The following is a 23,284-nucleotide window of genomic DNA, read 5'->3' as shown; positions in this document are numbered from 1 at the left end:
TTAAATTTCCCGCACAGGAAAGGTTACAATGAACTCAGTCCCTTCGTTTATACGAGAGTGACATTGGATGTTACCGCCCATTATTTCGGTGTACCGGGATACGATATGCAAGCCCAGGCCAGTTCCCTGGATATGAGATACATTACTTCCCCGGAAAAACCGTTCAAATAAATGCTGACGGTCCTCTTCCGATATGCCGATTCCATTGTCCCTGACAGACAGTTGCAGGTTGTGTCGATGATCGCTTTTGCTCCGGACAGTGATTACCGATCCTTCCGGTGAAAATTTAATGGCATTGGACACCAGGTTCATCACAATGTGTTTCAGGAGGCCGGGGTCGAGCATTGCTTCCTGACCGCCTTCGTGTATGTACTCCACGTGTTGTGACGCCTTTTGTAGTCCCTGCATTTCGCTAATGACAGTGCCTATTAGTTTGCCCGGCTCAAAGGTACTATTCCGGACCTGAATTTTTCCTTCCTCAATTTTACCTACAGAAAGGAAATCATTCAAAATATCAGTTAACATATTAACAGAAGAAACGATCCGCTGGATATGTTTATCGCGTTTTAACTGATCATCACTGGTTTGGTACTGGCTGATCAGGTATACGGAAGATAAGATGGTACTCAACGGGGTACGAAACTCATGAGAGGCCAGCGATACAAACCTGGATTTCAATTCATTTAGTTCCTTCTCCTTCTCCAATGCCTGCCTTAATTCAGCTTCCGCACTTTTCTTTTCTGAGATATCGATGGCAATGCCAACATAACCGGTGATTTGGTTGGCATTCCTGATGGCACTGATGGTAAGCGATACGGGAAGCTTTGTGCCATCGCGGCGGATATAGTTCCACTCGTACTCATTGGGCATGTTAAGCTTGGCCTTAATAGTCAGCGTATCCAGCCCCGGATCTACAATCTGCTGCAGCTGTAAGGAAAACTCGGCAGCCCTGGTTTCCATTTCTGCGTAGTCGTGGAACAGGAGGGGGGATTCTATTTCAATCACGTCTACAGCCCTATAACCCAGCAGGCGTTCTGCCGTTGGGTTAAAGTAACGGATATAGCCTTCCGGACTAAACACCATCATGATGGCATCGGCATTGTTCCAGATGCTGTTCAGGAAGCTGTTCATTCGCTGAAGCGCATTGTCCTTTGCTTGTTCTGCACGGAGCCTGTTCTTCAGTTCTTCTACAGTAGCAGTCAATGTACGGGTACGTTCTTCCATCAGGCTGTCAATAACAGCCTGCTGCTCCTCGGTAAACCCTGTGATCTGCCCCTTGTTGCTGATGGTCATATGAATACGGTCATACATAAATTTAAGGATTCCGGTTACTTTCTGTAACTTTCCTATGACATATTTCGATGAAAATTAATGTGATCATAACAGGTACGACCGGTATGGTGGGCGAAGGCGTTTTGTATGAATGCCTCGAACATCCTGACATTGCCGCTGTTCTGGTCATTAACCGCAAGACTTGTGGCGTGGTGCATCCCAAACTCAAAGAAATAATTCATCACAATTTCTTTGATATTACTGCAATCGTCCCGCAGCTACGTGGATTTCATGCCTGTTATTTTTGCCTGGGGGTTTCCTCACTGGGTATGAAGGAAGAAATTTACCGGCATTTTACGTATGATCTTACCTTGTATATGGCGGGCGTGATTGCGGAAGAAAACCCCGGGATGACCTTCTGCTATGTATCCGGCGCCGGTACGGACACCACCGGCACCAGCAGGCGCATGTGGGCCCGCATTAAAGGGCAGACCGAAAACGCCCTGCTTCAACTGCCATTTAAAGCGGTATACAATTTCCGGCCGGCTTATATACAACCTATGCGCGGTTCAAAGAACACTCATAAATTCTATTACGCTTTTTCATGGCTTTACCCCCTATGGCGGTGGGCATTCAGGAGTTATGTTTGTACGCTGAGGGAGCTCGGCAGGGCGATGATAGTAGTGACGGAAAAGGGGTATGAGCGTAGTACGCTGGAGTCTGGGGATATTGTGCGGGTGTTGAAAAGCTAATTTTTCAGGTGGTTGCCCCCACCTTCGGTGGGGACAACCACCTGATTCGTTTAGGGACCTGTGGTCCCTAAACGAATCAGGTGGAGACTACCGGATAATGGTAATAAACCCTTTTATCTGATGTTGTCCATTCTCAAATTCCAATATATAATAATAAGTACCTTCTGCTAACGGCTGCCCGTTCACCGTACCATTCCAGTTGTTAGTATATCCTTTTGCTGTATACAACAACCTGCCGCTACGATCAAAAATCTTCAACTCATTTTGGCGGTACATATCTATATTCTTAATCACCCAGGTATCGTTTATACCATCCCCGTTAGGGGTGAGGATATTGGTGGCCACGAGGTTGAAATCATGCTTTACGGTAACGGTTATATCTTTTTTCACGCTGCAGCCTGCGGCGCTGGTGATGGTTACTTCATATCGTGCATCGTTTTCAGGGCGGGATACCGGGTTCGCAATATGGCTGTTGCTGAGCGGGGCGGTGGAAGTCCAGCTGTAGCTATCGCCGCCACCTGCCTGTAACTGCACTGCTGCCCCTTTGCTGATGTTGATATTATCAGCAGCGATAGTACCTGTCGGCAACGGATGCGCGGTAACCATCACCGGGGTACTGGTTTTGCGGAAACCGTTGGCATAAGTTACCTGCACCTGGTAAGTGCCGGATGCGGTGGCTTCCAGCGTTGATACGGCAGCGTCAGGTACGGCAATGCCATCGTGCACCCATTGATATGCCGCGCCAGGTGTAGCGGAGAGCACCACCCTGTCTCCCTGACAAAAAGCTAAGCTACTACCGGCACTGATTTCCGCCTCCGGCCATGCTAATACTTCTACTTCAAAGGTGACAGGGCTGGCAGGTTCATAGGTGCCGTTACCTGCCTGTGTCAGCGTTATCAGGGCTTTACCTGGCTGCTCAAAGTGCAGCTGGCTGGCCTGGATACTTACCACCCGGGTGTTGCCCGACTGGATACTTACCGGCAATCCGGCGCTGGAGGCAGCTTTCAGGTCGTAGTTCGCATCGCCTTCATGAATAACGCCAGGGGCCGTGTATTGCAAGTGTTGCTGCAGTTTGCTAACAGTGATGGTAATGGTAGCCTGTAACTGTTGCGGGTTGGCACTATTAGCGTCTGCCACCGGTATGCCGTAGATTGGGTAAGTGCCGGCAGTATTGCCGTCATAATTTCCCGGCAGCCAGGTGATATTGGCATCGGCATGGTCACCATTATCATAGCTGATGCGGACGGTAGTCGGCAGCGTAAGCTGGCCAAAGGAGGTGCCCACTGGCACCGTGATGTTGTTAATGGCTGCTAATGCTGTCATATTCCGTTTATCCACCACCACCTGCATGCCTGCGAAAACCTGATTACGGTTGTCTGTAACGGCATCCATGATAACCGTCCCGGTATAGGTGTAGTTGCCCGCTTGTGCCGTGTTGGCATTGCCCGCCCAGTTGATGCCGGCCGTAGCTGCAGTACCATCGCTATAAATGATATCAACGGTGGCGGGTAAACGAATATCCGCAGGATCACTGCCCAGCGCTACATGTATATCAGCCGATTGATGGATTACAGTGATAAAGCGCTTTTCCACTGTTACCTGCAACCGGGCCGTTTCTCCGGCCGCATTGTCCGTATTTACATCTGTCTGCAAACTGCCTGTGAGCGTATACGTTTGCGGCAATGCCGGATTATAGCTCCCGGCTTGCCAGCTAACAGGCACCTGGGCCGTGCTGCCATTATCAAAGTCTACCTGGATAGCTGTGGGTAATCCTATCTGTTGGAAGGCCGTGTTATAAGCCACGTTGATGGCTGCTGGTGAATGCACCACGCTAACCAAGCGTTTTTTCACTACCACGCGCAGGCTGGTTAGTACATTATTCCGGTTGTCCGTAACGGCATCCAATACCGGAATACCCTGGTAGTGGTAGGTGCCGGCAGTTTCCGTATCTGTGCTTCCTGTCCAGCTAACAGGTACCATGGCGGTAGTGCCATCGCTGAAGGTAGCCGAAAGGTTAGCCGGCAAAGTAATGTCCGCAGGGTCACTGCTGAGAGGAACGGTAATATCCGCTGCGGCCGTGATAGCGGTGAGGTAACGTTTATCCACGATTACTTTTGTCTGCAGCTTCAAATTGTTTGGATTCAGGGTGTTGGCATCCAGCGTAAAGCTGCCCTGGAGAATGTATTCGCCCGGTTGGTCAGCCAGGTAGCTGCTTCCATCCCAGGTCACATTTGTGGTAAGGGCAGTTTGATCATCGAAATGCAGTTGCACCGTGGCAGGTAATCCAATGTTTTCAAAGGAGGTATGGAATGGTACACTGATATCCGCTACGGGCGCAATGCTGGTAAGATGACGCCTATCCACAATTACTTCCTGCGTTACCTGTATGTTGTTACGATTGTCAGACACATTATCCGTTACCAGCGTACCGGTGTAGGTGTAAGTGCCGGCTGTGAGGAGATCAGCGTTGCCATTCCAGGTGATGCCGGTGTTAATGGTGGAATGGTCACTATAGGTAGTCGCTACCGTTGCAGGAAGTATTAATGCTGCTGCACTGCTACCATACGGCACATGCATTGGCGGTAGTGTAGCCGTTGCCGTTACATATCGTTTATCTACTGTAATATTTATACTGCCTTTTAAGGGAAGGTTATTTGTGGAGATGGCATCTGTCACCGGATCTCCATAGAGCGTATAAGTGCCTGGTGCCGTTGCATCATAATCACCTGCCTGCCAGTTGATATAGACGTTTTCTTTCACATCGCTGTTATAGATGGTGTATAGGGTGGCTGGCAAAGGCAGTTGGGAAAACGCAGTACCATATGCAACAGTGGCCCCCGTTGTAGTTTCCAGTGTTTGCATATTGCGTTTCACTACATGAACGGTAAAGGTAGGGACAATGCCCAGCGTATTATCCGTTGGATAGTCCACTTGCAAGGAACCTGTAAAATCATAGCTGCCTATCCTATTGTAATCAGCAGCACCACTCCATGTTACAGGGTAGCTGGTGGCAGTGCCATCGCTAAGGGTGACTGCTATTTGTGCTGGTTTATTCAACAAGCCGGAATAGCCTACCGGTACCTCTGCCAGGGGAGTTGCTGTGTAAGCGGTAACGTACCGTTTTTCCACGGTAACCTGTACATATGCCGTGTATTTATTGGGGTTGGTATAACCCTGCGGAAGCTGAAGCATGCCACTCAGCCTGTACGTGCCCGGTTGTGTTGGATTGTAGCTGGCCGTATTCCAGACTACCGGCACCTGTTCGGGGTTAGTCTGGTTTACAATATTTACAATAACGGTGGATGACAGATTTAATCCGTCCAGACTCGTACCATATGGTTTCGTGATGTTGCCAACAGGAGCAATGCCTGCAATCAGCTTCGGCCCTACGGTATAGGTAAGTGTAACGGTATTGCTGCCGTCATCGTAAGCGTTGAGCGGAAATGATCCCGTGATGGTATGTGTACCGGTTATCTTGGTTTGCAGGTCATCGCGATTCCAGAGGATTGACCTGTACTCAATTTTACCGGTGTTAAAGGTAACTTTTGCAGCCGTTGGCAAAGTCACATTCGATGGTGCGGTCCCCCATTGCACGTTAATGGGGGAAAACGGGTCCATCGACGTAATAATTCTTTTGGCAAAAGTAACGGCTACCGGTGTAAAGCGGAAATTCCCTGCCAGGTCCCTGGCAGTGGTATTCAAATTAATAACACCCTGATTGGCGGACCAGTTTAATGTGGTGGTAGTAAAATCAAATATCAACTGGTCCTGTGGTGTATAATTATCTGTACCGCTAATATTCAGGTCTGTGAGTTGCACCGTAACCTTTCCTAACTCATCCGGATATACGGTGATGGGGGCCACCGTAACTATAGGTGCTGTTCTGTCGATGGTAATGGGTACACCAGCGGTAAAAGAAGCACTGGTGATTTTTGAAATATTCCCTGCTGCATCAGCGAAGCTACAATCTGGTACCACTAAGCCTTCTGGCGTATTGTTCTGTACCACCACATAAGCCCGGTAGTTATTACCGGTAGAGGTGGTGGACATATTAATTCCGGATATGGTACCTCCTGCCGGGCTCACCGGCTCATTTGTATTAAAGGTGACCGACACCATATCACCAGCTTTCGCAAAACGGGACGGAGTAGTGGTATTGCTGGAACCCATCACAGGTGTACGCAGTTGTGGTGGCGTACGGTCGATGGTGTAGCCTCTGTCTGCTGCCGTCAAACTGGTAATAATATAATCGATACCATCATCATTTGTCATTTGCAGTCCTACTGTTCCCTCAGTGGCAGGCTTAACTGTCACGATCCACGCACGCAGGTCAGTCTGATCATTTTCTACAGCGGTTACAGTAGCACTGGCGGTTCCGCCCACCCCAAAATTAGCCGTATTTACACCGGATACTGCCGTGGTAAACATGATTCTAAACCTTACTGTGGCGGCATTGGTAATAAGTGGGTCCATAGTGGTAAACGTGGTGATGCTGGCACTTCCCGGATAAGGGGATTCCGCAGCTCCTATATCCACTATGCCGGTAACGCGTGCATTGCCGTAATAATCTGTGGAGTTTATTGCTGCAGGAGCATAACCGGCGTTCACACCCGGCGCAGTTTTTTTCAATTGAAACCCTTTACTCAGATTTTGAAAATGTGTGCTGAGGGACACATCGTTTGTAATGTTTAAATTTGATTGCTGGTTATTGCCGGAGCCTATTGGAGGTACGGCCGCCTGGGTCAGACTTCTGTTTATTATAAAAATATTGTTCCATAGTTCGTACGGGCTGCCACCTAATACGGCATAGTTGCATTGGTTCCGGTAGAAATTACAGTTGTAAACCCTCATCTGTTGCTGATTCTGGCCGGAGCTGGAAATGATATAGCTGGAAAATTGGGAGGTAGCAACGTTACCGGAAAAAATAGAATTGGTAATCGTTGTTTGCACATTGGCTACATAGATAGCGGCATAGTCAACCGCGCTGTTAAGATAGAAAGAGTCTCTGTCCAGCGTGAGCGTACCGTTAAAGGCAGTAATAGCTCCACCGGTGCTGGCAGTATTCTGACCAATCAAACACCTGGTGAGGTTCAGGTTAGCGCCGTTTGCATATACACCACCCCCATAGGTTTGCATGGCCATCAGGCCACTGCTATGATAAATGTCGGCCGAAGGGGTACGCCAGCCGGCATAACCGCTTCTGATAGTCAGGTTTTCCAGCTTTACATTCAGGCCATTACCAAGTACGGTAATGATGTGGCATGGCCGCTGTACGTCCGGAGAGGTAAGGTCAGCCAATACTGTCTTGTATAACGCAGGATTAGCTGCTTCGGGGCCCATGGAGCCGGATGCATCCGGTGGAAAGCCTCCCAGGATTTCCAGGTGATGATCAATTAAAAATGTTTTGCTGCCGGGGCTTCCGGGCTCAGCTTCCACCACAGGCATGTAATTACCTGCTGTGATGTATATTTTAGTAATGCTGGCATCCGTTTGTTGCGCTGCCAGCGCATCATCCAGGCTGTTAAATGCTGTAGCCCAGCTTTTACCATCGCCACCGGCAGCAGCTGATTGCTTTACATAGCAAATGCCTTGCGCCAATGATTGTAGCGTAAAAAGGATAAACAGGAAGGAAGTGTATACTTTTTTCATGCAAATAGTCTGCTATAGGTTAGGATATAATTAAAAGAGATGCACACGCAGGTTTAGCTCCATGGTTCCGTTGGTGTAGGATCGTAAACCGTTGGTTTGAGAGGTATAAAGGAATTGCAGCTGTACATAGGGGAGCCAGCCAATACCCGCACCGGCAGTGAAGTTTCCGGTACTGTGATACATACCTGTTACATCAAATAAATTACGCAGGAAGCCTACCTGTACACCTGCATCCACCACACTTTCATGGCCATAAACATTCCGGTAAAAGACCTTTGGTGTAGCAAAACTGATTTCTTCCCCGATAAAAAATTTGTAACCTGTGCCGGCAATGAATTTTTCGGTGCCTACGACCCGGCTCTCTTCACGGGTTACACTAAAAATATTCGGCACCGCTGCCTGCACCATCCAGTGACTATCTGTATAGGATATCCCAAAATCTGATTCGAAGTAGTTGTCGCGGCGGTTGAAAGCGCCTACCGACGGGTCGTTCGGGTCACCATTGATATCTTTAGCGTTGATGTATTTGCTGTAAAACACGCCCGAGATACCGAAGTTGAGGTGCTGGTTATCATCTCCCAAAGGTAAATGATAGGCATAAGTACCGGCTACGCGGGTGTTGGATAATAGTCCGGCCACATCATTGTATACCTGCAAACCAGCGCCCACCCGATGGCCAATATAGCCGTTGGCCGCCAGCAGCTTGGTTTGCGGGCTACCCGGCATATCGGTCCATTGTTTACGGTAGGCGATGCTGATGTGCAGGCCGGAATCCAGTCCCGCAAAGGACGGATTGGCCATATAGGGATCAAGGAAAAATTGTATTCCCAAAGGAGTGGTGGCAGCGTTGGTATTCCCAAGCGATTGCCCACTGGCAGGCATGCTGGCACAGAGCATGAAAACGGCAATAAGCAGCCCGTTGAAATGTTGGAAGGGTCGCATACTAAATGGCATGTTTAAACGGCAGGGATGTGTAATCGGTTTAAACGTGCAAAGATAGCCGGGGTGCTTACTCTAATGTGTTCATATAGTACTCACTTGTGTTCAGGCAGCGATGGAAATAACTTCTCCCTGAAGGCAGAAGGGGTAATGCCGAAGTTAGCTTTGAAAAGTCTGGTGAAATTGGCGGGATTGCGGAAACCTAAAGTTAGGGCTACTTCCTTTACGCTTACCTGCTGTTGCAGGCTTTCGTAAGCAAAGTTCATTTGCACCTGTCTGAAATATTCATGTGCTGTTTTTCCGGTGAGATGTAAGAACTGCCGGCGCATAGTGGCCTCGCTCATATCTGCCAGCTCCGCCAGGAAAGGTATCCCCGGGAATCCCGCACGGTAGTGTTGTTCGAGGTAATGCCTGATCCGGTTTACCGACATTTCGTAAGAAGCATTGCTACCCAGCAGCGCCTCCGCCGGCTGTGAAAGCAGGGTGAAAATATTACTGATAAGGCTATACGCAAATTTCCGCAACAGCAGCGGAAACAAGGGCGAGCGTGGCGTTTCCTCCAGCAGTGTGTTTAATTCCCGTAAAGGATCGGTGTTAAAATGGTGCGACAAAATAGCGATGCGGTCCGCCGTTTTATCAATGATGTTCATCAACGCATGCTCCTGCGGAATGGCCGCCAGGTTTACCCGTTTTTCCAGCCACTCGCGGGTAAACGCAAAAATGCGGGAATCGATGACAGCACCAGCTTTCATGCTGGTTTCATAACCGTACTGGTTGTTGTAAAAACTACAGATTTCTTTGCCACCCATCACTTCGCCACCGGCGTCAGGCACCAGCGGCGTCCGCTCTACACCGCCTTCATAGGAGGCATAGGCGAGGTAATAAAAATCGCTGTTGGAATTAGGTGCCAGGTGATAATGTGTATCCTGCTTTGCCTGAATATGTACAGATACGAGCATACAGCCTTTCTCCAGCATTTCGTAGGACACGCGTTCGTAACGCTGATCTGTTTCGGTAATGCGCGGTGCCAGCCGCGTATGGGCATCCGGTTTACCGGGTTTGGCTGGCAGCGACTGCGTTTCGGCGATATTGTCCAGGTCCCGTACTTTCCAGCCGTGGCTGGCACTTTTCTGAACTTCAGGCATGCGGAATAGTTGTATAGGTATGGTGTAAAATTAGCTAAAAATTTGTCTTTTTTCTGGCAAGGACTTATTTAGCTTTAGGCGCCTTCGGCGCCAGGAGAGAGACTTTTTTTCACGCAAAGCAGCATAAGCAGGTAAGCAGCTAAGACCTGCAGTTTGTTCTAATAAGTTTGTTTGATTTGGGAGAGGCCGAAGGTCTCTCCCAAATCTTTTTACAACAAAACACAATCCTTAGCTGCTTACCTGCTTATGCTGCTTTGCGAGAGATAAGATCGCCAGGGCCGAAGGCCCGGCCGCAAATAAACAAAAAACCGGGAGCGGAGTGAACCTTTCCGCTGCCCGGCTTTCTAAACTATAGGACTTGTGTGTGTTATTGCATTACGCCCGACATTCCTTCCATTCCGGCGCCCATATTCTTACGTTTGAAAAGGGACACATCCATTTTACCGAAGCGGTAGGCGAATGTGAGGCGGAACATCTGCGGGTCACGCAAACGGCTGTACGTTTGGTTAAAGAAAGTACTTTCGGAGTACTGCTCGTTGATACGGCTTCTGAAAATATCGTTGGCAGCAAAGGTGATGCTGGCAGCATTATTTTTCAGGAAGCTTTTCTTCAGTGCAGCATCTACACCATAAAAGCCTTTGATGTAACCCTGGGAGGCGTTTTGTGCCTGCTGCATCGGCGGACCATCCATACGCTGCTCTTTGTTAACCGGCAGGTTGGTTTTGGACTGGTAAGTACCGGAAAGTTGCAGTTCCAGTGCCAGCGGCAGTTTAATGTTGTTGTTCAGCTTACCATACCAGCTCCACAGCGCATCCTGGGAGGCACTTACAATGTCGGTATTGATCTTACTGTTGTAAATATTTACGTTGGCAGAAAGATTCCACCATTTGGTAACATTGGTAGTGGCGGTGAGCTCCGCACCTGCAGCATAGCTGGAATTAGCGTTGATGTAGGTGTTGATCAGGATACTGTCGCCCGTAGCAGGATTGGCTTCCTTGGTCAGGTAACGGGTGATCAGGTTAGTCGTGTATTTGTAATACAGTGTAGCCATGAACGTAGCCTTGTTATCGAACGTTTTCAGGTAGGAAAACTCGAGCGACTGCGTAAACTCCGGTACCAGGTCAGGATTACCCCTGTTGATGTTGAGGCGGTCAGTAGAATCCGTATAAGGGATCAGCTGCATGAAGTTAGGCCTGTTGACGCGGCGGGTATAGCTCAGTTGCAGTTCCTGGTTTTTATTGAGCTTCTGGCTCAGGAACAACGATGGGAAGAGGCTGGCGGGGTAGCTGTTGCTGAATTTCTCGCTTTTGCCCATGATTTCGCCATCGTAGTTGCTGCTTTCCAGGCGTAAGCCAACCTTATAGCCAAATTTGCCGATGTTATCGGAAATGCTGGCGTATGCTGCGTATACGTTATCGTTGTTTTTGTAGTGGATGCTGGCCGCGTCAATGAAGTTGAATTCTCCGGTTGCGGGGTCCAGGAAGTAGTTATCACTTCTGGTATCTGTGGTTCTCCGGGAGAATCGCAGCCCTGTTTCCAGCTTCATGGTTTTGGTGAGCGGGTCCACATAGTCGGTTTGCGCGGTGAGGAAAGAAATCTTACCGCCGCCGTTAATGCGCTGTTGATCCATGCTGGAAGGCTCAGTAGCCTTCAGGTAGTTGGTGGTATACAGCGAATTGTTTTCGGCTTTACCTCCGAAGTAGTTGACATCAACCGTCAGCTCTTTACCTTCTTTGGGGAACAGGTGTTTCATGCCCAATACCAGCCCGTTGGCATTGAATTCATTCTTCATGTCCGATACCCTTTGACTGTAATACGTCTCCTTAGTGCCTGAGAAGATGCTGTCTGTGGTGATGTCAATTACTTCGTTAGGTTTCATGGAACCATGTACTTTAATACCTGCAACGGACAAAGTAGTACGGTTATTCATGAAGTAATCCACACCCAGTTTCCCGAATACAAAACCACCATCGGTCCTGTTTTTATTGTCCTGGTGGACATGGGAAGGGGTTTGGTCACCGAAGTTATTTCTATCTGTGAAGCCGGTGCTTCTGCTTTTTTGCTGGTTGCCCATTGCACTGGCGGTGATGTTAAATTTACCCTGGCGGAGGTTGAAGTCGGCGCCGCCGTTTACTGCGCCGCGTTTATCCACACCGGCACGGAGGTTACCATTGTATCCTGTTTTACGGTTCTTTTTCAGCACCAGGTTGAGGATACCGGCATTGCCACCGGAGGCGTCGTATTTAGCGGACGGGTTGGTGATCACTTCCACGCTTTCGATCGCATCAGCAGGGATCTGCTCGAGGGTGAGGGTGGTGGGGCGGCCGTCGATATACAGCTGCGGGCTGGCGTTACGAACGGAAACGTTCCCATCGATGTCCACGTTTACGGAAGGAACGTTTTTCATCACGTCTACGGCAGTACCGCCGGCGCTGGTGAGGTTCTTTTCCACGTTGAACACTTTTTTGTCGATATCCAGCTGCATCAGCGGCTTGCTGCCGGCAACGGTTACACCCTGGAGCTGACTTACATCGGCTTCCATTTTGATGTTGCCCAGGTCTTTATCGAAAGGAGGAAATGCTACCGGGCGCTCAATGGCTTTGAAGCCTGTCATGCTGATGCGCAGTTTCAGGCCGCGGCCCATTGGAATTTCGTCCAGGCTGAATTCACCATTTACTTTTGTGAGTGCACCTTTTACCAGCACATCCTTCGTTTTTTTGGTGGCCGGGTCCATTTTTGGTTGAAGGATGATTACAGATGCGTAGGGGATTGCTTTACCATCGTTGTCAAGAATCTTACCATACAGATGTCCGGTCATACCACCCATGGCAGGCATGGCGCCGCCGCGGGGAGGCCCGCCGGCAGGGGCTTGTGCCCATACACCGAGGGTCAACAACATCATGGTAATTAACAAGTAATACTTTTGCATTATAGAAGGAATTATGAATATGCAAAAGTATTCCGCAGAAATTATGTTTTTCAGTAAATGCGACCAGTGTTGAAAATAATGCTACGAAATTGCCGAATTCTTCGTTGTATCGTTACCGTTTAAAATCCGGCCTTTCCGGTAAGTGCCTGTATGGCATCCCTGAAAGTATCGCCTACAGGGAGTTCCAGCTCATCCAGGAAAATACTGTTTTTGCGGATGGCCGTAATGTGGCTCACGGCTACAATATAGGATTTATGTATGCGCAGGAATTTGCTGGCAGGTAACTGCTCTTCCATTGATTTAACGGACATACGTGTTACAACAGGTTTTGCGCTGCTCTTTAAATGAATGCGCACATAATCCTTCAGGCCTTCGATCCAGATGATATCATCGAACACGACTTTGAACAGACTGTAATCCACATTTACAAAGAAGAATTCAGGCGCCGGCTCTTTACCTGTTTTACTGGCCGCTTTCAGGAGAAACAGCTCATGAGCTTTGTTACATGCCTTGATGAAACGCTCCAGGGCCACGGGTTTTACCAGGTAGTCGGTCACATCTAAATTAAATCCTTCCAGTGCATATTTTTCGTAGGCGGTAATAAGGATGACCATGGGTTTGTTGGCCATCGACTGTAAAAACTGCAAACCGGTAAGGCCGGGCATTTGTATGTCCAGAAAAATGAGGTCCACCGACTGGCGCTGCAATACTTCAATGGCTTCAAAAGCATTGTTACATTTAGCTATCAGGTGGAGGTAGGGTACTTTGGCAATATTATCTTCCAACAGGTCGAGTGCCAGTGGTTCATCGTCAACGGCAATACATTTCAGCATCAGTGCAGATTTAGTTGCAATAATACAGAAAACCAGCCATCCTGTTTGCGGATATCCAGCTTATATTGTTGATTGTACAGGAGGTTCAGGCGACGGCTTACATTTACGAGGCCAATGCCGCTGGTTTTATCTTTTATTTCCTGCGGTAAGTCCATGTACTTATTTCTCACCGTAAAATACAGCACATTGTCCTGCACTTCCAGGTTGATGGCAATCAGGGCATCCTGTATCATGCCGGTACCGTGCTTGAAAGCGTTTTCCACAAAGGGAATCAGCAGCATGGGTTCTATCTGGTAGCCTGTTTCAGGGGCATTTAATTTGGAGGAGATGGTCACGTTTTTCCCGAAGCGTTGCTGCTGCAAATCAATATAACTCTGCAGGTAATCAATTTCCTTTGCCAGCTCCACCTGCTGCTCGTCCGTTTCATAGATCATGTATCGCATCAGGCTGGAAAGCTTTATCAGCGAAGGTTCCAGCGCATCTGACTTTTTCCGCGCCAGCGCCACCATGTTGTTGAGCACATTAAACATAAAATGCGGGCTCACCTGCGAACGCAGCAGTGATAATTCTGTCTGCAGGTTTTCATTTACTTTTTCAGATGTCAGCCGTTCCTCGCGTAAGCGGTCACGTATCATCTGAAAAGCTGTGCTGGTAGAAAGTATGAAGAATGCAGTGAAAAAAGTAAAGAGGAATGCGGGTTTTACATCTACCTTATGGGCCTCGGTAAACACCATTTCAAATGCGTAACGCAGGCTGTAAAGGGCCAGCAGCACGGTAAGTATGCTGGCTGCATATTCCAGGTAACGTTTTTTATAAACAAAGGAGGGAATATAAACGAGTGCATTCAGGTAAAAGAACCCGATGAGCGCCAGGAAGTAGATAACGGAGAAAAACTGCCAGGCATCGTGATCCGGCGATGGTTTGGGATCTTCGTATGAAGGCTTCAACAGGCGTGGCAGCATAAACAGCAACACCCACGCAAATATATGCATGGCAGTTATGGCCCACTTATTATTATACCAACCTTGTTTCATCCGATAAAGGTAGAGATAATAGATTTTTAGGGGGCCATAATGCGACCAACTGCGAAAAATATACGACGAATCCTTATTCGGGCTGATGACCTTCCACCAGTTGCTGAATGCGGTGCTGACCTGTGATGATATTGGCTTTCAGGTCGCTGAGGATGCTGTACAGGCCGAAGTAGGTTCTGTTGATGTACAGCGAGTGGCTGGAGCCACGTGCCACCTTGGATTCCCTGACTTCCTTCATGTTGTAAAGTTCATCCATGTAGGCATACACTTCGTTGAAATAGCTGTCGTTGCCGAAGTCGAATGTTTCCAGGGTAAACGGTAAGGTCATCAGGTCAATCATATGCTGGAACAACTCCGAGAAAAACGCGATCTCCTGCGGTGTATCGTTAGGGTGCAGCATTTCCAGGTTGATGTATATCTGGTGGCGGCGGGCGGTATCTTTCAAGACCTCTTTATCTACCAGCTGGAAGTAATTGACATAAAAATCTTCCGGAATCACCTTTACACAGCCGAAGTCAAAGATACCCACACTACCATCCGGTTGCATCAGGAAGTTGCCCGGATGCGGATCGGCGTGTACCTGGCGGAGTTTATGCACCTGGAACTGGTAGAAGTCCCACAGGGCCTGGCCTACTTTATTTCGGATTTCCTGGCTGGGATTTGTTTGCAGAAATTCTTTGAGATGGAGGCCGTTGAGCCAGTCCATGGTGATGATGCGGTCGGAGGAATATTCCGGGTAGTAGCCGGGAAACAGGAGTCCCGGAATGTGGGCGCAGGCGGCCGACAGGTCCATGGACCTGCGCAGTTCCAGCTTGTAATCGGTTTCTTCCAGCAGCTTGGTTTCAATCTCCTCAAAATATTTATCCATATCTACTTCGTTCATGCCTACAATGCGCATGGCGAAGGGTTTTACGATACGCAGGTCCGACTTCACACTGGAGGCTACGCCCGGATACTGGATTTTAACGGCGAGCTGTTTACCGTTTTTCTCTGCCTTGTGTACCTGCCCGATGGAGGCGGCGTTGGAGGCATGCATGTTAAATTTATCGAACAGCTGGCTGGGTGTTTTGCCCAGTGTTTTTACGAACGTGTTTACCACTAGCGGCCCTGATAAAGGCGGCGCACTGTATTGCGACATGGCAAACTTTTCTGAATAGGCTTTGGGGAGCATACCCTTGTCCATACTGAGCATCTGCGCCACTTTGAGGGCGCTGCCTTTCAGGTTGCTGAGGGTATTATAAATATCGGCGGCATTATCCTGGTGAAGTTCTTCCTTGCTAATGGAAGGGTCCATCAGCTTACGGGTGTAATGCTTAATATAGTTGGTGCCTACTTTGAGGCCGGTGGTAACAAACTTTCCGGCACGTTCTACTTTCCCGGTGGGTATATTGGATTGTTCCTTCATCACTATTTCTTCATGAATATAAACTTGCCAAAATCGAGCAAACTATCGAAAGTGTTGGAGCCTATCAGCTGGAAGCTGAGGTTCACCGCTTTTTCAATGGCGGCATCGGTGAGTTCGAAGTTATCGCTGGTATCTTCCAGCCAGTATTTGAGTACGAACAGGGCCTGCACCCAAAATCCGTGAACGTATTGGTCGGAAATATATTTTCTCTCTTTTATTTCGGTAGATACATATCCTTCTTTTACCAGGCCTGAGATGTAGTCGTAAAATGCCGTTTTGAAAGCGGACAGTTTATTACGGTAAATTAACGGAACGGTAAAGATATCCCGCTGTAGCAGGAAGTAGCTGCGGTCTTCCCGCAGTTTGGATACCCATAGGAAGTAGAAGGAGAGGAGTTTTTCCTGCGCGTTGTACTGCGGATAGGTTTCATCGGCCTGTAGTTGCTGGAGGGTGTCTTCAAACACTGCCAGCCAGATGTCTCTTTCCACTGCTTCCAGGGAGCTGTAAAATCCGTAGAAATCACTTTCCGGCATATCCATACTCTTGCAAAGCATGTATACAGATACCGGTTCTTTCCCGTTTTCCAGCAAATACATCTTATATGCGTTGCGGATTTGTTGTTTGTCCATATATTGACAATTTTGGGTCACACAACAAATTTACGTCACTTTGTAATACAAAGTGAAAATTTCTGCACCAGGAAATGTTAAATCTCTTAACGGATTAATCTTCTTTGATTTTGCTGACCATCCATATGATCACCAGGCCGCAGATGGCCATGATAGAAAAAGAGATGCGGAGACTGGAAGCCTGCGCCACAAAACCCACCAGTGGCGGTACTACGAGGAATCCCAGGTAACCGATGGTGGATATGCTGGCAATGGTTTGCCCGCTGTTTGCATGGCTGGTTTTGCCTGCCAGACTAAATACCAGCGGCACCACGCAGGCTACGCCGAGGCCGGCACAGATAAACCCGGCTATAGCCGTTACCGGGTGCGGGAACAGGATGGCGGTGCCGAGTCCTACAGAGATAAGTACACCGCTGTATTTAAGAATCGGTTTGATACCGGTGCGCTGCACCACCTTATCTCCAAACAGGCGGCCAAGCGTCATGGCGCTCATATAAATCCAGAAAGCGGTGGCTGCATCTGCCCTGGTGCCGCCTACAACTTTCTCGTAGTAAATGCTGCTCCAGTCGTACATGGTATTTTCAGTAGCCATGCAGGCGAAACAGATGAAGGAGAATTTAAGTAAGGATTTGTCAGGGAGAGAAAAAGCCGGCTTTTTCTCAGATTCCTTTGCCGGGGTCGGTGTATCCGGGAACGTAGCAGGATAATAAAGTATGGTAAACACCAGCAACAGCAGGCTTACACCAAACAGGTGCCAGCTGGGAGCAATGTTGTACTTAATCATGAGGAAACCGAGCCCGGCACCGGTAACACTGGCAATGCTCCATATCCCGTGAAAAGTAGTGATAATTGACTGTGTAAAGAGTTTCTGCACCAGTACCGATTGTCCGTTCATACTGAGATTGAGCAGGTTACGGGCGGAACCAAAGCAGAAGAGCACCAGTGCCAGCTGCCAGATGGATTGGGTAAACCCCGGCATACTGAGAATGAGGTTGAAGAAGAGCGCGCCAAACATCATGATCTTACGGCTGCTGTATTTTCCCAGCAGGTGGCTGGTGATAGGCATGGTAGCCATCAGGCCGATGGGAAGCGCCAGCAGTACCAGTCCCAGCTGTGCTTCGTTCAGGTGCAGCTGCGCCTGTATAGAGGGGATCCTGGAAGCCCAGGAAGAATAACCTAATCCGGAGATAAAGAAAAATACGGAAGTTGCTATTCTGTAATGTTTGGCAGTGAGTTCCCGGGTCTCGTTGTGTAAGTTTAAAAACATCCTCGCGCGGTTCTTCAGTTATTAGAAGAGTGCAAAATTAGTTAGAAAAAGTTATTTATTATCGATGTAATCTTCCACCTGCGGTGGAAGATTACATCGATATGCGGGGACCGGCGGTCCGTGCTCCGCTAACGACTGTATACCTGGATGCAGCAGTTATTAAAATAAATTCGCGCAAATCGTCACTGAATTCTTTACCGCTTCAAAATCATCCGCAAAAGTGGAAAGAATGATTTCGTCCGTGTCATAATCCTCCGCAATCTGCAGCAGCTTCGCCTTCATCTGGTCAGGCGTGCCGTAAAGCATACGTTTACGGTTATATTCAATCCGTGCCAGGTGGGCAGGTGTATATTCAATTTCCTTTATTTCTTCAAAGGTGGGATATTCCCCACGAGCACCGGTTTCGATCCAGAGCATGCGGAAATCCATCTCAGCGAGCCAGCGGTCTATTTCTTCCTGCTTTTCGGAAGTAAACCCAAAGATGCCCACATTTACCTGCGGTGTTTTCAGGAGTTCGGAAGGCCGGAAATGCTGGCGGTATTGCTGTACTGCCTCAGGGCCGCCGTTCGGATTAATAAAATGTGCGAAGGACAGGGACATACCCAGGTGCGCCGCAAAATAGCCGCTACCGCCACTGGAGCTCAGTATCCACATTTCAGGCACTGTTTCGGCCTGCGGAATGGCGATGATGTTATCATAGTTTCCTTCCCCATTTTTATGATCCGTTAGCCAGCTGCGCAGGTCTTTGAGTTGTTGCAGAAACTCCTGGTCGTTAAACGTGTTGGATGGATTGAGGAGGGAGGCCGTTTGGCGGTCACCGCCCGGGGCGCGACCAATCCCCAGATCGATCCTGCCGGGAAACAGTGTTTCCAGCATGCGGAAGTTTTCCGCCATTTTCAGCGCGCTGTGGTTAGGCAGCATGATACCGCCGGAACCTACGCGGATGCGTTTGGCTTCGCCTGCCAGGTGCGCGATGAGCACTTCCGGCGTAGAGCCTGCGATCTTAGGGAAATTGTGATGCTCCGACACCCAGAAACGGGTGTAGCCCAGCTCGTCCGCTAATTTTACCAGTGCCGATGTACGGCGGATGGCATCCACAGCAGTATCTTGTCTTGCTATAATCGATTGATCCAATATGCCCAGCTTAATTTTCTTCATTTTTTCAGGTGTTTGTGGAGAGATACAAATTTACCGCTGAAAAAAGTACCAGAAGGGAATAAGGTATTGGTAATAACTATGCGGGTATAGATAAAAGGGAATAACTCTGCGGGGTGAAAGAACGTAATGTAGCAATAGCAGCAGCCCGATGCTGCCATTGCTACATCTCCAGGGCAGGGCTGTTACTCTGCAAACTGGAATTTAACGTCTGTTAACAGATTTACAAGGAGGTCAAATTTCTTACTATACTCTTCGGAAATGCTGTAGTCGGCCTTATTGTATAAGTGGCCTCTTACTGCCGGCACAGAGTAGGGCAGTACCCATGCGCGCAATGCCTTGGCAACTGCTTCCATGGTGTTGATGCCCTGCATCGCATGACCGCCTTCTGCCCAACAAACCATACCTATTACCTTATTGGTAAGGTAAGGTACAGGCTCGCGGGAACTGATCTCAATCCAGTCCAGGCAATTTTTCATAGCCCCAGTCATACTACCGTGGTACAATGGCGTCAGCCATATATGCAAATCCGCATCGCGGAAGATTTTAGTCATTTCTCTGGCGGCATCAGGAACTTCCTGCAAGCCTGCGGTATCAAAAAATGGGATAGATGCTTCCGCCAGGTTGAATACAGTTACGTCCATGCCCTTTCGCTCCAATTGCTCACGTAGGTAGGCAATGATCGCAAAGGAGGTGCTGGTAGGCTTTTTCTCCAGCGAACCGTTAAATAATAAAACTTTCATACTGGCAGTTTGAATTTTTAGTGTGGAACAAAGTTAGTAGTTTTGTGAATAAACCAAATAAATACTTTGTTTATTATGAAAAATAATTTGCCGGATAATGAGCAGGCGGTGTGGATACTTAAAACAAAAGGTCCGTTGCCTTTACAGGCCCTCGCTGATGCATTAGGCGTAACCACCGAAGGCGCCCGCTTTCAGCTGCACAGGCTCGCGGCAGAAGGACTGGTGCAGGCAGCCACGGCTGTTAAAGGTAGGGGCCGCCCCCAGCAAATATGGTCGCTTACCGATAAAGGCCAGGCAAAGTTCCCCGATACCCATGCGGACCTCACCGTTCGCCTTATCAACTCCATCCGCGATACCCTGGGCGAATCCGCCCTCGAAGCGGTGATAAAGTCGCAGCAGCAAAACAGTATACGTAAATATAACACGGAATTAAAACAATACCCGGCACTGAAGGACAAAGTAGCCGCCCTTGCCGGCATCCGCAACAGCGAAGGCTATATGGCCGAATGCATCGAAGATGAACAGGGCTTGCTGCTGGTAGAAAATCATTGCCCCATCTGCGCAGCCGCCAAATCCTGTCAGAACTTTTGCAAAGCAGAGCTGGAGGCTTTTCAGTCGGTGCTCGGTAAAGAAGTGATAGTCAACCGCATAGATCATATCGTACAGGGCGCCCGCCGCTGTGCCTACCGCATTTCCCCGCGAACAATATAGACGGCTAACTGGTTGTAGAGTATGGTCAAAATCTATACTAATGCAAGCAAAAATAGCCTCGCTGACAGAGCTGGAAAAACAGGGGAAACAAATCTCCCGACTCCCCTTTTCCATCAGGATTCTATTAGAGAACGTATTGCGTAATCACGATAAATTTGCCATCACGGATGAACATGTGGAAACGCTTGTCAACTGGACACCTGCGCCCATAGATAAAGAAATTCCTTTTAAACCGGCACGTGTGCTGATGCAGGACTTTACCGGCGTACCCGCCGTGGTGGACATCGCCTCCATCCGCTCGGAAGTAATCCGCAGAGGAAAAGATGGCACCCGCATTAACCCGCTGATCCCAGTGGACCTGGTAGTGGACCACTCCGTACAGGTGGACTTTTACGGCACCAATTACTCCTATACGAAAAATGTGGCCTATGAATACGAACGTAACACTGAACGTTACCAGCTGCTGAAATGGGCCCAGCAGGCATTCGAAAACTTTACGGTAGTGCCACCAGGCATGGGTATTTGTCACCAGGTAAACCTGGAATACCTGGCCCATGGCATCATTGAGCGCGACGGCTGGATCTTTCCTGATTCATTGGTAGGTACGGACTCACACACGCCAATGGTAAACGGTATCGGCGTTATTGCCTGGGGCGTTGGCGGTATTGAAGCAGAAGCGGCGATACTGGGGCAGCCGCTGTATTTTACCTGCCCGCAGGTGGTAGGGCTCAAACTAACCGGGCGACTCTCAGAAGGCGTAACGGCTACTGACATGGTACTTGCTATTACAGAACTCCTGCGCAAATACGGCGTGGTAAACAAGTTTGTGGAAGTATTCGGTGATGGCCTCGATCACCTCACGGTGCCGGACAGGGCTACGATCTCTAACATGTCGCCCGAATTTGGCTGTACCGTTACTTACTTCCCGATCGATGATCAAACCCTGCGCTACATGCGGCGTACAAACCGCCCGGAAGAGCTGGTGCGCAAGGTGGAAGAGTACTGCAAGGAAAATATGTTATGGCGCGCCGGTGAAGAGAAGATTGAATATTCCGATATCCTGGAGCTGGACCTTTCCCGTGTAGAATCCGCTGTGGCCGGCCCTAAACGCCCACAGGACCGTATTCCGGTAAAAGAAGTGCACGACCGCTTCGAAGAACTGCTTGGTAAGGAGTTCAAACGGATGTACACCCCGGAAGGCAAGCGCCGCGATACCGCCTGGTTGTCCGAAGGTGGTTCCGGTACCGCTTTTACCTATGAGATACAAAAGCCTACAGAAGATGTGGAAGTGGAACAGGACAGTTTACAATCCGTAAGAATCAAACTCAGGAACCAGGAATATGTACTGAGTGACGGAGCGGTGGTGATTGCCGCTATCACCAGTTGTACCAATACTTCCAACCCCAGCGTAATGATTGGTGCGGGCCTGGTGGCCGCAAAAGCAGTAGCCCGCGGCCTGAGCGTAAAGCCATGGGTGAAAACCAGCCTGGCACCGGGTTCCAGGGTAGTAACGGAATACCTTAAACGAAGTGGCCTGCTCACCGACCTGGAAGCACTGCGCTTTCACATTGTAGGCTATGGCTGTACTTCGTGTATTGGTAACAGTGGTCCGCTGCCGCCACACATTGCCGAAGCGGTAGACAAAGGCAACCTCGTAGTGGCCTCCGCGCTTTCCGGCAACCGTAACTTTGAAGCAAGAGTGCACCCACAGGTAAAAATGAACTTCCTGGCTTCTCCTATGCTGGTAGTAGCTTACGCACTGGCTGGCCGTATTGATACCGATCTGCTTACCGAACCACTCAGCTACGACCCTAACGGGGAAGCGGTATACCTCCGTGATATTTGGCCTACACAAGAAGAAATCAATGAAGCAATTGAAAGGGCCGTGTTACAGTCCGATTACGCGGAAACGTACCGGGTAATTTTCGACGGTGACGATCAATGGCAGGGATTACTGGCCCCGGTAGGAGAGAATTACCATTGGAGCCGCAACAGTACTTACATCCGCGAGGCACCGTTTTTTGAAGATCTGCCCGATACACCTGCACCTGCACAGGATATTGCCGGCGCAAGGGTGTTGTTAAAACTCGGCGATTCTGTGACGACGGATCATATCTCTCCCGCAGGATCTTTTAAGGCAGATACCCCGGCGGGTAAATACCTGATAGACCATGGGATTGATCCCCGCTTATTCAACTCCTACGGCTCCCGCCGTGGCAACCATGAAGTGATGATCCGCGGCACGTTCGCGAATGTGCGTATTAAAAATGAGTTGTCGCCAAAGGAAGGAGGTTTTACTACGGTGATACCCAGCGGCATGGTGATGTCTATCTACGACGCGAGCGTACAGTATGCGCAGCAAAAGGTGCCGCTGCTGATACTCGCCGGGAAAGAGTATGGTAGCGGATCTTCGCGGGACTGGGCCGCTAAGGGTACCAACCTGTTAGGTGTGAAGGCCGTGCTGGCGGAGAGCTTTGAGCGTATTCACCGCAGTAACCTGGTGGGAATGGGCGTGTTGCCGCTGGAATATATTAACGGCCAGAATGCGGCGCTGCTGGGGCTTACCGGCACGGAGCTTTTTAATATTACTGGTATTGCCGAGGCGTTGGAGCCGGGTAAACTATTAACGGTAACGGCTACACCGGCTGAAGGCAACAACATTGTGTTTAATGTGAAATGCCGCCTGGATTCGGCGATTGAGATTGCGTATTATACCAATGGGGGCATTTTGCAGTATGTGCTGAGAGATTTTTTGAAGAAAGCGTAATATGTTTTTACGATGGCCTTCGGCGATCGTAAAAACTTTAAAGGTGGCCGCCAG

At 49.1% G+C, this 23,284-nt stretch carries 15 protein-coding genes; 3 read left to right on the top strand and 12 right to left on the bottom strand.

Translation table 11 applies throughout. From position 1 onward, the window contains the following. On the bottom strand, nucleotides 1–1,311 hold the full coding sequence (locus BUB18_RS07575) for a PAS domain-containing sensor histidine kinase (RefSeq protein WP_073079525.1): 1,311 nt from the start codon (nucleotides 1,309–1,311) through the stop codon (nucleotides 1–3). A 50-nt stretch (nucleotides 1,312–1,361) separates the two neighbouring features. Here BUB18_RS07575 and BUB18_RS07570 point away from each other — a divergent pair, with 50 nt between their 5' ends. Beyond that, a complete protein-coding gene (locus BUB18_RS07570) occupies nucleotides 1,362–2,024 on the top strand; it encodes a Rossmann-fold NAD(P)-binding domain-containing protein (protein ID WP_073079523.1) in 663 nt (220 codons plus the stop codon). An 87-nt stretch (nucleotides 2,025–2,111) separates the two neighbouring features. On the opposite strand, the gene BUB18_RS07565 is transcribed toward BUB18_RS07570, so the two are convergent. The 11 genes from BUB18_RS07565 to BUB18_RS07515 all read right to left on the bottom strand — a co-directional run bounded on the left by BUB18_RS07565 (nucleotide 2,112) and on the right by BUB18_RS07515 (nucleotide 19,752). Continuing rightward, nucleotides 2,112–7,673 carry an Ig-like domain-containing protein gene (locus tag BUB18_RS07565; protein ID WP_073079522.1) on the bottom strand — a complete coding sequence of 1,854 codons (5,562 nt, stop codon included), beginning with the start codon at nucleotides 7,671–7,673 and terminating at the stop codon, nucleotides 2,112–2,114. A gap of 30 nt (nucleotides 7,674–7,703) precedes the next feature. Further along, on the bottom strand, nucleotides 7,704–8,615 hold the full coding sequence (locus BUB18_RS07560) for a PorP/SprF family type IX secretion system membrane protein (RefSeq protein ID WP_073079520.1): 912 nt from the start codon (nucleotides 8,613–8,615) through the stop codon (nucleotides 7,704–7,706). A 92-nt stretch (nucleotides 8,616–8,707) separates the two neighbouring features. Next, nucleotides 8,708–9,757: a helix-turn-helix transcriptional regulator gene (locus tag BUB18_RS07555; protein ID WP_073079518.1), complete on the bottom strand. Its 1,050-nt coding sequence runs from the start codon at nucleotides 9,755–9,757 to the stop codon at nucleotides 8,708–8,710. 367 nt (nucleotides 9,758–10,124) lie between these two features. Next, nucleotides 10,125–12,686 (bottom strand): TonB-dependent receptor, encoded by a 2,562-nt coding sequence (locus BUB18_RS07550; RefSeq protein ID WP_073079516.1) that lies wholly within the window; start codon nucleotides 12,684–12,686, stop codon nucleotides 10,125–10,127. A gap of 119 nt (nucleotides 12,687–12,805) precedes the next feature. Beyond that, nucleotides 12,806–13,519: a LytR/AlgR family response regulator transcription factor gene (locus BUB18_RS07545; protein ID WP_073079514.1), complete on the bottom strand. Its 714-nt coding sequence runs from the start codon at nucleotides 13,517–13,519 to the stop codon at nucleotides 12,806–12,808. Beyond that, complete coding sequence (locus BUB18_RS07540; RefSeq protein ID WP_073079513.1) at nucleotides 13,519–14,553, bottom strand: sensor histidine kinase; 1,035 nt, start codon at nucleotides 14,551–14,553, stop codon at nucleotides 13,519–13,521. Before BUB18_RS07540 ends, BUB18_RS07545 begins: the two co-directional genes overlap by 1 nt. A 73-nt stretch (nucleotides 14,554–14,626) precedes the next feature. Next, entirely contained in the window at nucleotides 14,627–15,958 is a 1,332-nt protein-coding gene (locus BUB18_RS07535; protein WP_073079511.1) for an ABC1 kinase family protein, read from the bottom strand. A gap of 2 nt (nucleotides 15,959–15,960) precedes the next feature. Beyond that, nucleotides 15,961–16,587 carry a TetR/AcrR family transcriptional regulator gene (locus BUB18_RS07530; protein WP_073079509.1) on the bottom strand — a complete coding sequence of 209 codons (627 nt, stop codon included), beginning with the start codon at nucleotides 16,585–16,587 and terminating at the stop codon, nucleotides 15,961–15,963. A gap of 94 nt (nucleotides 16,588–16,681) precedes the next feature. Continuing rightward, nucleotides 16,682–17,854, bottom strand: coding sequence for an MFS transporter (locus BUB18_RS07525; protein WP_073079508.1), 1,173 nt, complete (start codon nucleotides 17,852–17,854; stop codon nucleotides 16,682–16,684). A 159-nt stretch (nucleotides 17,855–18,013) separates the two neighbouring features. After that, on the bottom strand, nucleotides 18,014–19,012 hold the full coding sequence (locus BUB18_RS07520; protein ID WP_073079506.1) for an LLM class flavin-dependent oxidoreductase: 999 nt from the start codon (nucleotides 19,010–19,012) through the stop codon (nucleotides 18,014–18,016). A gap of 182 nt (nucleotides 19,013–19,194) precedes the next feature. After that, nucleotides 19,195–19,752 carry an NADPH-dependent FMN reductase gene (locus BUB18_RS07515; protein WP_073079504.1) on the bottom strand — a complete coding sequence of 186 codons (558 nt, stop codon included), beginning with the start codon at nucleotides 19,750–19,752 and terminating at the stop codon, nucleotides 19,195–19,197. A gap of 75 nt (nucleotides 19,753–19,827) precedes the next feature. On the opposite strand from BUB18_RS07515, the gene BUB18_RS07510 reads away from it, so the two are divergent. Together BUB18_RS07510 and acnA are read left to right on the top strand one after the other, a co-directional pair. Continuing rightward, the gene (locus tag BUB18_RS07510; RefSeq protein WP_073079502.1) at nucleotides 19,828–20,463 is read left to right on the top strand and encodes a helix-turn-helix transcriptional regulator; all 636 of its coding nucleotides are present in this window, start codon (nucleotides 19,828–19,830) and stop codon (nucleotides 20,461–20,463) included. 40 nt (nucleotides 20,464–20,503) lie between these two features. Then, nucleotides 20,504–23,230, top strand: coding sequence for an aconitate hydratase AcnA (gene acnA, locus BUB18_RS07505; protein WP_073079500.1), 2,727 nt, complete (start codon nucleotides 20,504–20,506; stop codon nucleotides 23,228–23,230). The last annotated feature ends 54 nt before the right edge of the window (nucleotides 23,231–23,284 follow it).

The sequence above is a fragment of the Chitinophaga jiangningensis genome (assembly GCF_900142605.1).
GTDB classification, from domain to species: domain Bacteria; phylum Bacteroidota; class Bacteroidia; order Chitinophagales; family Chitinophagaceae; genus Chitinophaga; species Chitinophaga jiangningensis.
Note: the sequence above shows the minus strand (reverse complement) of the source record. Positions and strands in the feature narration are given on the sequence as shown.